This window comes from Pediococcus argentinicus (genome assembly GCF_001437605.1).
Classification (GTDB): domain Bacteria; phylum Bacillota; class Bacilli; order Lactobacillales; family Lactobacillaceae; genus Pediococcus; species Pediococcus argentinicus.
The window spans coordinates 75,730-85,202 of record NZ_JQCQ01000004.1 but is presented as its reverse complement, the minus strand read 5'-3'; the positions used below and the strand labels follow the sequence as shown (position 1 = coordinate 85,202).

8 protein-coding genes are annotated in these 9,473 nt (G+C 37.6%); 7 read left to right on the top strand and 1 reads right to left on the bottom strand.

The annotated features are described in order from the left end of the window. Nucleotides 1-49 precede the first annotated feature (49 nt). The gene (locus IV88_RS01915; RefSeq protein ID WP_057798150.1) at nt 50-268 is read right to left on the bottom strand and encodes a PLD nuclease N-terminal domain-containing protein; all 219 of its coding nucleotides are present in this window, start codon (nt 266-268) and stop codon (nt 50-52) included. A 145-nt stretch (nt 269-413) separates the two neighbouring features. Between IV88_RS01915 and IV88_RS01910 the strand changes: the two genes are divergently transcribed. The 7 genes from IV88_RS01910 to IV88_RS01880 all read left to right on the top strand — a co-directional run bounded on the left by IV88_RS01910 (nt 414) and on the right by IV88_RS01880 (nt 9,214). Then, complete coding sequence (locus IV88_RS01910) at nt 414-1,937, top strand: ABC transporter substrate-binding protein/permease (protein WP_083486818.1); 1,524 nt, start codon at nt 414-416, stop codon at nt 1,935-1,937. Nucleotides 1,938-1,949: 12 nt separating this feature from the next. Then, nucleotides 1,950-3,167, top strand: coding sequence for an argininosuccinate synthase (locus IV88_RS01905; RefSeq protein ID WP_057798148.1), 1,218 nt, complete (start codon nt 1,950-1,952; stop codon nt 3,165-3,167). 1 nt (nt 3,168) lies between these two features. Then, nucleotides 3,169-4,551, top strand: a complete 1,383-nt coding sequence (gene argH / locus IV88_RS01900; protein ID WP_057798146.1) for an argininosuccinate lyase — start codon at nt 3,169-3,171, stop codon at nt 4,549-4,551. 260 nt (nt 4,552-4,811) lie between these two features. After that, nucleotides 4,812-6,182 carry an FAD-dependent oxidoreductase gene (locus tag IV88_RS01895; RefSeq protein ID WP_057798145.1) on the top strand — a complete coding sequence of 457 codons (1,371 nt, stop codon included), beginning with the start codon at nt 4,812-4,814 and terminating at the stop codon, nt 6,180-6,182. A 229-nt stretch (nt 6,183-6,411) separates the two neighbouring features. After that, a complete protein-coding gene (locus IV88_RS01890; RefSeq protein WP_057798143.1) occupies nt 6,412-6,681 on the top strand; it encodes a hypothetical protein in 270 nt (89 codons plus the stop codon). A gap of 172 nt (nt 6,682-6,853) precedes the next feature. Further along, nucleotides 6,854-7,441: a sugar O-acetyltransferase gene (locus IV88_RS01885; RefSeq protein ID WP_057798156.1), complete on the top strand. Its 588-nt coding sequence runs from the start codon at nt 6,854-6,856 to the stop codon at nt 7,439-7,441. Nucleotides 7,442-7,504: 63 nt separating this feature from the next. Then, nucleotides 7,505-9,214: a BCCT family transporter gene (locus tag IV88_RS01880; RefSeq protein WP_083486817.1), complete on the top strand. Its 1,710-nt coding sequence runs from the start codon at nt 7,505-7,507 to the stop codon at nt 9,212-9,214. Nucleotides 9,215-9,473: the final 259 nt, after the last annotated feature.

Below are 9,473 nucleotides of genomic sequence, written 5' to 3'. Positions count from 1 at the left end.
ATTTTAGACTAGTTATTTCCCAGGCTCTTTAGCTTGAATTAATAATTCATTACTTACATTTTTGACCTAACCAAAAATAAAGCCACGGACCAAATGGTTGGACGAAGGATAAAAGAAGCCACATAACTTTATTGCCGTGTCTAAATTGACGAGCACGAATGATATCTGTAATCGCAGTGAAGGTAGCTGTAATTTCAAAAGCAATGACAGGTGCTAACATTTGGTGCTGTCTTTTATTTAGCTGTTTATGATTATGCTTTCTTGCCATGATAAGTCCCCCTTACACCATCATTATAACTGTTTGACTAAAATTAAAGAACTAAAAAGATTGTTGCTTAATATACAGTTTATATATGAATATACAACTAAACAGCTTATTTTTATTCATAATACTTATTTTTTGTTGTTAATAAATGAGAATTCAATTATATTTTGTCATAACAGAAAAACGGGGAGTGGTTATTTTGAAGAAGGCAATTAAATTCAGCGTCTTAATCATGATGGTCGTTACATTCATTATTTCAGGATTAACGGGCATTGCAAGTGCTGATGATCAAAAAGGAAAAACGGATCAAGCATCAACTGAGCTATACAACAAAATTAAAAAGCGGGGTTATCTAGTAGTTGGCTTGTCAGCTAATTATGCGCCAATGGAATTTCACGCCACTGTGAAAGGTGAAGATACCATTGTGGGTGCTGACGTCAGCGTTGCTAAGAAAGTTGCGCATGATATGGGAGTTAAGTTGCAGGTTAAGGAAATGGACTTTGACGCCTTAATCGGAGCAATGAAAACCGGGAAAATCGATATGATTATTTCAGGGATGACTAACACGCCAGAACGTGCGAAGGAAGTACTATTCTCAAAACCATACATGTTTGAAAAACAAGCAATGGTAATTCGAAAAAGTGATCAAGACAAGTACAAAGGAATCTTAGATTTCAAAGGTGCAAAAGTCGGAGCTCAAACTCAATCGGTTCAAGCCCAAATTGCTAAACAACAATTACCGAATGCCAAAATTATGCCAGTAGCTAAATCAAACTACATCGCTGCAGAGATTGTGAATCATAAATTAGACGCCGGTGTATTAGCTAGTGAAGTTGCGGGTTCATATGTTTATCAAAATAAATCGCTCAAGGTTATTTATCCAAAATTTGTTACACCGACGGCACCCACAGCGATTGCCATGCCATTGCATGCCACAGCTTTAAAAGCTCAAGTTGATAAGAGCGTTGATCAAATTCAAAGTCAAAAATTATTTCCGAAGTATTTGAAAGATGCTTATCAAGTTCAGAAAGTTAACCAAAGCTTCTTTGCAAAATACAATAAGTTCTTCATCGATGGAACAATTTGGACACTTGCGTTTGCAGCTATCTCAGTTGTCTTTGGGTCAATCATTGGAACTTTATTGGCAATCATGAAGATTGGAACATCATTTATTTTGAAGGCTATCGCCAATGTCTATATTGAATTTATTCGGGGAACACCGCTGATGGTTCAAGCATTCATGGTATTCTTTGGAACTCAAATCATCGGGTTTAACTTATCACCATTTGTTGCGGGTGCGATTGCAATGGCGATTAACTCGGGAGCTTATGTGGCTGAAATTATTCGTTCTGGGATTAACTCAGTTTCGGATGGGCAGTCTGAAGCAGCTGCCTCACTGGGACTTAACCGGTCCAAAGCTTTAAGATATGTCATTTTGCCACAAGCCTTAAAGAATATCTGGCCAGCGCTAGGAAATGAATTTGTCACAGTTATTAAGGAATCATCTGTTCTATCAGTAATTGGTGCGACTGAATTAATGTTCCAAGCTTCCAATGTTCAAGGGGCTTCGTTCAAACCATTCTTACCAATCTTTATCGTAGCTATGATTTACTTTGTACTTACATTTGGAATTTCAAGAATCTTAAATATTATTGAAAAACGTTTCGTCTAGGAGGATATAAAAATGTCAGAAAAAATTGTACTAGCATATTCAGGTGGATTAGATACTTCAGTGGCCATTCCATGGCTAAACGACAAGGGATACGATGTAATTGCAGCTATCTTAGATGTCGGACAAGCCGGCAAAGATATGGATGCCATTCAAGCTAAAGCAACCCAAGTTGGAGCTGTGCAATCAATTGTCGTTCATGCTCAAGATGAATTTGCTGATGATTATGTAACACCAGTTATTAAAGCCAACGCTCTTTATGAAGGTGCCTATCCGCTAGTTTCGGCCTTATCACGTCCCTTGATTATCAAAAAGCTAGTTGAAATTGCTCATGAAAATGATGCTCATGCAATCGCTCATGGTTCAACTGGTAAAGGAAACGACCAAGTTCGTTTTGAAGCTGCAATCCATGCCCTCGATTCTAATTTGAAAATTGAAGCACCTATCCGTGATTTTCACTGGTCACGTGAAGAAGAGATTGATTACGCTAAAGAACACAACGTACCAGTTCCAATCGGTAAAGCATCGCCATATTCCATTGATGCCAATTTGTGGGGACGTGCAAATGAAGCTGGCATTTTGGAAAATCCTTGGAATCAAGCACCAGATGATGCATGGGGGATGAGTGTGTCACCTGAAGAAGCTCCAGACGAAGCAGCTTTCTTGGATTTAGATTTTGAAAAAGGTATTCCAGTTGCACTTAATGGCGAAAAAATGAAATTAAGTGAGTTAATTAAGAAACTGAATGAAATTGCGGGAGCTAATGGGATTGGTCGAATCGATAAGATTGAAAACCGACTAGTTGGAATCAAGTCTCGTGAAGTCTATGAAGCACCTGCAGCAGCCGTAATCATGACTGCTCACAAAGATTTAGAAGACTTAACCTTGGAACGTGATGTTGCTCACTACAAACCAATTGTTGAACAACAAATCACTAATTTGATTTACGATGCGATGTGGATTTCACCATTATTTGACGCGTTGCTAGCATTCATCGATTCTACACAACAGGTTGTTAATGGAACCGTGAAGATGAAATTATATAAAGGACAAGCAGTGCCGGTTGCGCGTAAATCAGCAACTAATTCTCTCTATGATGAGAATTTAGCAACATATACTTCAGCTGATAGTTTTGATCAAGTGGCTGCCGGTGGATTTATTAAATTATGGAGTTTACCAACAATGGTTTTCGAACAAGTCAACCATGTGCATTCAGATAAGTTAGGAGAATAAGATGACAGATAAGTTATGGGGCGGTCGATTTACCGCTAAAGCAGAAGAATGGGTTGATGAGTTTGGAGCCTCAATTAATTTCGACCAAAAGATGGCTTATGAAGATCTTGAAGGTTCGTTGGCCCACGTTAAGATGCTCGGACATCAACATATTATTGAACCAGAAGAAGCCCAACAGATTACGATTGGATTGAAATCATTACAGGATGATTTAGGTGCAGGTAAGTTGAAATTTACTGTCGCAAATGAAGATATTCATCTAAATCTGGAAGCTTTATTAACTGAAAAAATTGGACCTGTAGCTGGTAAATTGCATACTGCTCGTTCGCGAAATGATCAAGTTGCAACTGACTTTCATCTTTGGCTCAAACATCGATTACCAAATGTTTTGGATGCCTTGAAGAATCTTCAAATTGAAGTGGTTAATTTAGCTGAACAACAGGCTGATACAATTATGCCTGGATACACCCATATGCAACATGCTCAACCCATAACTTATGGTCATTATCTGTTAGCTTATTTTGAAATGTTCGAACGTGACTACGAACGGTTTGAATTCAATCAAAAGCATACCAATATTTCGCCGTTAGGAGCAGCGGCTCTTGCTGGAACAACTTTTCCGATTGATCGTGAAATGGTGGCGGAGGAATTGGGCTTTGAACAGGTTTATCACAATAGTCTGGATGCTGTGTCAGATCGTGATTTTGCCGTGGAATTCTTGAGCGATGCGTCAATCTTGATGATGCATTTATCGCGAATGGCTGAAGAATTGATTCTATGGGGTTCGTACGAATTTAACTATATTGAGTTATCCGATGATTTTTCAACTGGATCATCGATTATGCCTCAAAAGAAAAATGCGGATTTTGCGGAATTAGTTCGTGGAAAAACGGGTCGAGTGTACGGTGGGTTAATGGGTCTCCTAACAACAATGAAGGCTTTGCCACTGGCTTACAATAAAGATATGCAAGAGGATAAAGAGGGCGTCTTTGACGTTATGGACACCATCTTAGCAGCTATCAATGTCTTTAACGGGATGCTTTCTAGTTTGACGGTTCATAAGGAGCAACTGAACCATGCTACGCAAAATGATTTTTCAAATGCCACGGAGTTAGCTGACTATTTAGCAACAAAGGGAATTCCATTCCGTCAGGCACATGCTATTGTTGGCGAACTAGTATTGAAAGGTATCCAAACACATACTTCATTGCAAGACATGCCATTAGCTGATTTACAAAAAGCTTCGGATAAAATTGAAGCTGACGTCTTTGAAGATTTAAAATCGGATGTTGCGGTTAACCGTCGGACTTCATTAGGCGGGACTGCAGTAGAAAACGTCAAAAAAGAAGTACAACGGGCAAAACAAATTATTGAGCAAAAATAAATTATTAAGTGAGTTAGGTGGTCCAAATATTATTAAGCAAAGAACGATACTGGTTGAAATCAGTGTCGTTCTTTTTGGTGTGAATTTCATGATTTATGGTGGTGAGGAGGTGCTTTTAACCTTGTTAATTAGTTTAGAATAAGTATAATGTAGTTGTGGGTCGAAATAAGTTGCATATTGTTGGCAGTCTAAAATAATTAACTTTATACTGTTGATGAAAGCGATTTATTTCGCACTAAAATGTTAGGGAGGCTGTTTTTATGTCAAAAACTAAAGTTATCGTTGTAGGTGCTTCACATGGTGGGCATCAATCATTATTGGAACTATTAAATAAGTATAATGATTTAGATATTACACTCTTTGAGGCTGGCGACTTTGTTTCATTCATGTCTTGTGGGATGGAGCTATACCTTGAAAATAGTGTTACCGGTGTTGATGACGTTCGAAACTTTGAACCAAAGATCTTTACAGACCAAGGCGTAAATGTTTTAAATAATCATGAAGTTAAGAAGATTAATGCTGATAAAAAGACAGTTACAGTCCTCGATACAAAGACTAACCAGGAACAAGAGTATCAATATGATAAGTTGATTCTAAGCTCAGGTGTTGTTCCTAATAATTTGCCAGTTCCCGGTGCTGATTTAGAAAATGTTTACTTAATGCGTGGATATGACTGGGCAACAAAGATTAAAGCTAAGTTGGAAGATCCTAGTGTTAAAAATATCACGGTTGTTGGTTCTGGATACATTGGAATTGAAGCAGCTGAAGCAAGTATTAAAGCCGGCAAACACGTGACATTGCTTGATGTGATTGATCGTCCTTTAGGAACATATCTTGATTCTGAAATGACTGATATTTTACAAAAACACCTTGAAGAAAAGGGTGTTAAAGTTGCGATGAATGCCCATATTGAATCATACGAAGGAAATGGCAGCGTTGATTCAGTTAAGACATCAGATGCAGAATATCCAAGTGATTTAGTAATCCAAGCAGCCGGAGTAAAACCTAATACTGATTGGCTAAAGGGTGTTGTTGATTTAGATGATCGCGGTTGGATTAAGAACAACGAATATTTACAAACTAACTTACCTGATGTATATGCAATTGGTGATGCAACATTGGCATATTCAGTTGCTGCAGAAAAGAAAGTGCCAATTGCTTTAGCAACTGTTGTTCGTCGTGAAGCTCGTTATGTGGTTGAACATCTCTTTGAAAAAGTTCCAGCTGTTCCATTTGGTGGTGTGGTTGGTTCATCAGCATTGAGTGTCTTTGACTATCACTTTGCTGCAACGGGCTTGAACAGCTTCACAGCTGCTCGTTCTGGTGTTGAAATCGCAACAGACTTCTACCAAGATACATTGCGTCCAGCATATGTTCCAAATGATAAAGGTAATACAGACGTTTATGTTCAATTAGCCTTTGACCCAGCAACTCATCGTTTACTTGGTGGTGCAGTTCTTTCGAAGTATGACATTACTGCTCAAGGAAATGTTTTAGCTTTAGCAGTTCAACAACGGATGACATTGGAAGATTTGGCTAACGCTGACTTCTTCTTCCAACCAGGATTTGACCGTCAATGGAGCTTGCTCAACCTAGCAGCACAACATGCAATTAAAGGACCTAAATTTTAGTTCATTAATGAAGTTAAATTAAGTTAACAGTGAAAAAAGTCTGGGAAAAATTTCTCGGGCTTTTTTTGATGAATTTACCGGTATCATTTAGTTGTTTTTTACATCAAAATGAGTCAAATGATGTAGAAAAGAAGATGGTTTGGTATTAAGTTAACATTTTCCATATGGCTAAAAGAGTATACTACTGAAATAATCACATATAAATTTGGATTTAAAAGGCGGGCCGTTGATGAACAAGATTAATAAATTAATACAAATATTGAAGCGTGATAATAGAAATGAATTTTGGAAGATCGATTCTGAAGATGGTTTTTCGATATTTGTATATGATATAACCACAACTCTAGATATTTTTAATACATTGGGTGGACTGAGTATTAAGTATTCTTTATCCTATCCAGTGGATAAAAACGATAATTTAAGTGAACTTTCTAAGATTGCTGATAGCTTTGTAGAAATCGAAATCCAGTCTATTCCAGACGAAATATTGAATTTTTAAATTAAAAATGACGTTTGATATATAACGGTCATAACGTGCTCCAAGACCCAACTTTCTGCACCTAACCACAAATTATTAAACATTCGAAAACCACGAATATTTGATAATTCGCTGTTATTGCTCAAAAGCTACCCGGGTCTTTACACACTTCAAAGTTTGCACTATCGTTAATATTATGAAAACACAAAGAGAAATCATGACCAGTGGGAAACCATATCAGCAGTTTGATACAGAATTAATTGAACGTCGGGTATTTATTCGGGAACAGTTAGCTAAGTGGAATAGCTACCCTGATAACGACAAAAGGAACAATGGACTTAAGAGTTTACTAGGTGATGTAGGAGAAAATTTCTTCGTTGAAAGCAACTTTAAGTTTGACTATGGGTGGAATATCCATATCGGTGATTACTTTTACGGTAATTACGATATGACCTTTCTAGATACTTGCCCAATTACAATTGGCGAGCATTGTTACTTTGGACCAAATGTTGGTCTCTATACACCAATTCATCCATTAGATCCTCGTCAACGAAATGCTGACGTTGAAATGGGTGCTCCAATCACAATTGGAAACAGTTGCTGGTTTGGTGGACGTGTGACAGTTTTACCTGGCGTGACACTTGGAAATAACGTGGTTGTTGGTGCTGGTTCGGTAGTTACCAAAAGCTTCGGAGACAACGTTGTAATCGCTGGAAATCCCGCCAGAGTAATTAAAAAGGTAGCGCTTTCAAACGATACCAATTTAACAAATCAAGAATAAAGTGTATCATTATAAATAACAGGTATGACGTTTTTTCATTAAAACGACAGACGAAGCAACGCTATGCAGGTGTTAAACCAGCATGCGTTGCTTTTTTTGTTGCCTGAAATCTATGTATACAAATGGGAGGAATTTTTTATCTTACACAGTAAGAATGTCGATCGGGCCGTCTTTATTCCAACGGTTACATTGTTTGGAATAGTTTCATTGATTTTAATCATCGGTGGTCCAGCCGTTCAGCAAAGTATGAACGCGTTGCTGTCATTCATTACAACTAAGTACGAGTGGTTGTACATTTTAGTTTATGTCGTTAATTTCGTTTTCTTTATTATTTTGATTACCAGCAAATTTGGGAAAATTCGTTTTGGTACTCCAGATAAGAAACGAGATTTCAGTAGTTTTCAATGGGGTAGCATGGTTTTTGCGACCGGAATTGATGCCAGCATTTTGATGCTGAGTGCTACTGATCCACTCCTTTACTTACAACATCCAGCATTCGGAGCAAAGCCCTTTTCTAAGGCTGCTTATGTATATGCTAACGTCTGCGGTGAATTTAACTGGGGACCAATGGCTTGGATGATGTTTGCGACTGCTACTATCGCAATTGCCTACACAATGTATGTTAAAAAAACTCCTGTAAAAAGGTTAAGTGCCGTTATTCCATTGATTCAAGGTAAACGATGGGATAAGAAAATTATTCGTGAAATTATTGATTTCTTAGTTGTATTTGGAATCATGGGTGGTATTGGTTCATCAATCGGGATGGAAATCCCAGTGATTGCGAAAGTGCTCAGCCTTATCTTAGGTATTCCAGACACAATGCTTTTAAAATTAGTTCTATTCTTTGTTTTATTGATTCTATTCTCTGTTACGGTTTACGCCGGACTTACTAAGGGAATTAAAAAGCTTTCAGCATGGCATATTTACTTGGCCATTGGCTTTCTAGTAATTGTCATGCTCGTTGGACCAACGTTTAAGTTGATTGGTTCAGAAGCTCAAACATTGGGTAGCATGGCTCAACATTTCACCACGTTAGCTTTCAATAAGGCTAGCACCGGTTCAAATAGCTATGCTCAACATCAAACCTTGTTCTACTGGGGTTGGTGGTTGTCATACATGCCTGTAATGGGATTGTTCATTGCTCGTATTTCACATGGTAAAACAATTCGCCAAGTGGTTATGGGAATGATGACTTATGGTGTTGGTGGTTGTTTAGCCTTCTACGCTGTTTTGGGTGGCTATGCGCTCTGGTTACAACAGACCGGTGTAGTTAACCTAGCTCACATCTTGAATACCCAAGGCCAAGCTGCTGTTTTAGCTGCTTTGATTACAACTCTGCCAATGAATAAGTTAATGCTTGTTATTTTCTGTATTTCTTGTTTTGTATTCTTAGCTACTACAATTTCATCTTCAGCATTTATCGTTTCATCATTTACAAGTTTAGATCTTTCAAATAATGGACAACCAAGTCGTTGGAATCGAATGGCATGGGTATTTGTATTTATTATTTTCTCACTCGGTATTGTGGTTGTTGGTGGTTTCGAAACGGTCCAAGCCATCTGTACAATTGCCGGATTCCCACTGATATTTGTATGTGTCTTGTTGCTGATTTCGATCATGCAAGGTGTTACATCTTATCAAACAATTGCTGTTCCAGCCAACCGTCGTGTACCTGCACTAGATTTAGCAAAATTACCACGCTTGAGTATTCGAATCGCTCGTAAGATACCAAGCAAAAGTGAACTACTACACACGTTTAGTTCTGGGGAATAGGTTGTATATAAATTTAAAAAGCCGAATGCCAGTCATTGATTTAAAATGATTGGCATTCGGTTTTTTTAATTGAAATATTATGTTAATTCATTTGTTTAAAATTTAATAAATAAATGAAAATTGCCGCTAAGATTAATACTGTAGCAGGAATGATTAAAAATACAAATGAAATTATTGGAAGACAAAAACCAATTAAGGCAAGAATAATGCCAATAATGCTATTAGATGGTATTTGCCTCATGAGGATTAGATAAATGGA

What these genes read in the sequence shown, in the direction of transcription:
- IV88_RS01915 (WP_057798150.1), bottom strand. Translation starts at nt 268, where the DNA reads ATGGCAAGAAAGCATAATCATAAACAGCTAAATAAAAGACAGCACCAA.
- IV88_RS01910 (WP_083486818.1), top strand. Translation starts at nt 414, where the DNA reads ATGAGAATTCAATTATATTTTGTCATAACAGAAAAACGGGGAGTGGTT.
- IV88_RS01905 (WP_057798148.1), top strand. Translation starts at nt 1,950, where the DNA reads ATGTCAGAAAAAATTGTACTAGCATATTCAGGTGGATTAGATACTTCA.
- argH (WP_057798146.1), top strand. Translation starts at nt 3,169, where the DNA reads ATGACAGATAAGTTATGGGGCGGTCGATTTACCGCTAAAGCAGAAGAA.
- IV88_RS01895 (WP_057798145.1), top strand. Translation starts at nt 4,812, where the DNA reads ATGTCAAAAACTAAAGTTATCGTTGTAGGTGCTTCACATGGTGGGCAT.
- IV88_RS01890 (WP_057798143.1), top strand. Translation starts at nt 6,412, where the DNA reads ATGAACAAGATTAATAAATTAATACAAATATTGAAGCGTGATAATAGA.
- IV88_RS01880 (WP_083486817.1), top strand. Translation starts at nt 7,505, where the DNA reads ATGCAGGTGTTAAACCAGCATGCGTTGCTTTTTTTGTTGCCTGAAATC.